The 1,529-nt window shown below is 72.3% G+C and carries 2 protein-coding genes; one reads left to right on the top strand and one right to left on the bottom strand.

Annotated elements, in window-relative coordinates:
* Positions 1-119: 119 nt before the first annotated feature.
* The gene (locus tag FNX44_RS26830; RefSeq protein WP_143651558.1) at positions 120-1,169 is read left to right on the top strand and encodes a 4-hydroxy-3-methylbut-2-enyl diphosphate reductase; all 1,050 of its coding nucleotides are present in this window, start codon (positions 120-122) and stop codon (positions 1,167-1,169) included.
* A 90-nt stretch (positions 1,170-1,259) separates the two neighbouring features.
* On the opposite strand, the gene FNX44_RS28385 is transcribed toward FNX44_RS26830, so the two are convergent.
* Positions 1,260-1,529: DUF6542 domain-containing protein (locus FNX44_RS28385; protein ID WP_323369688.1), on the bottom strand; the 270-nt coding region annotated here is incomplete at its 5' end.

Genomic DNA, 1,529 nt, shown 5'->3' with positions numbered 1-1,529 from the left:
GGCCTCCGGCAGGCCCCGCCCGCCCCCGCGCCCGGCTCGCGCGCCCGTCGGACGCGCGCCCGGTGCCTGATCGAACGCGCCCCCGCCGTGCGAGTGAGTCGCACCTTACGATGGGGCGCATGAGTGCTACGTCCGGCCCGTCGCCCGCAGCAGCCCCAGGAGACATCCCGCACGCCTCCGCAGCCGGCGGCTCCCGAGGAAGAGTCCTCCTCGCCGCCCCCCGTGGCTACTGCGCCGGCGTGGACCGTGCCGTCATCGCCGTCGAGCAGGCGCTGGAGCAGTACGGCGCCCCGATCTACGTCCGCCACGAGATCGTCCACAACAAGTACGTCGTCCAGACCCTGGAGAAGAAGGGCGCCATCTTCGTCGAGGAGACCGCCGAGGTCCCGCCCGGCGAGATCGTCATCTTCTCCGCCCACGGCGTCGCGCCCGAGGTGCACCGGGAGGCCGAACGCGGCCGGCTCGCCACCATCGACGCCACCTGCCCGCTTGTCACCAAAGTCCACAAGGAAGCCGTCCGCTTCGCCCAGGACGACTACGACATCCTCCTCATCGGCCACGAGGGCCACGAGGAGGTCATCGGCACCAGCGGCGAGGCCCCCGACCACATCACGCTCGTCGACGGCCCGGGCGACGTCGACAAGGTCGAGGTCAAGGACCCGTCGAAGGTGGTGTGGCTGTCCCAGACCACCCTCTCGGTCGACGAGACGATGGAGACGGTCGGCGCGCTGAAGGAGAAGTTCCCCCAGCTCATCTCACCGCCCAGCGACGACATCTGCTACGCCACACAGAACCGGCAGACCGCCATCAAGCAGGTCGCTGCCGACGCCGAGCTGGTGCTGGTCGTCGGCTCCAAGAACTCATCCAATTCCGTGCGCCTCGTCGAGACCGCCCTCGCGCACGGCGCCTCGGACGGCCACCTCGTCGACAACGCCGGCGAGATCGACGAGGCCTGGCTGGAAGGCGTCACCACCGTCGGCCTCTCCTCCGGCGCCTCCGTCCCCGACGTGCTCGTGGAGGGCGTGCTCGACTGGCTCGCCGAGCGCGGCTTCGACGACGTGGAGGTCGTGCAGCCCGTGCAGGAGCACATCCAGTTCTCCCTGCCCAAGGAACTCCGCCGCGACCTGCGCGAGGAAGCCCGCCGCAAGGCCGCGGAACCCGCCAGCTGACGCGGCCGGCCACCCCGCCTCTCGGGACCGGCGCGGATCTCACGGTCCGCGCCGGTCCCGCGCTCTCAGCCCCAGCCCCCCGCGCCGCGCTCAGCCCCGCACACGCGGGCGGGCGGCCTCGCGGACCAACCGGCGGCGCTGCGCCGCCATCATGCTGCGCCTCACCACCGCGATCACCGCGGCCAGCGCCGTGCCCCCGTACAACCACCCCGCGTTGACGGCGAGCATCGTCGCCAGTTCCACCAGCCAGCCGCCGAAGCCCTCACCGTCACTTACCACTCCGAGGCCCGCCGCGAACGCGATCGGCGCCGCCACCGGTGCCGTCAACGCGTCCGCGACCCGCACCCACAGCCCGCACCC

Source organism: Streptomyces alkaliterrae (assembly GCF_007097205.2).
GTDB lineage: Bacteria > Actinomycetota > Actinomycetes > Streptomycetales > Streptomycetaceae > Streptomyces > Streptomyces alkaliterrae.
Note: the sequence above shows the minus strand (reverse complement) of the source record. Positions and strands in the feature narration are given on the sequence as shown.

Excerpts from the sequence above, each read along its gene's own strand:
- FNX44_RS26830 (WP_143651558.1), top strand. The coding sequence starts at position 120 with ATGAGTGCTACGTCCGGCCCGTCGCCCGCAGCAGCCCCAGGAGACATC.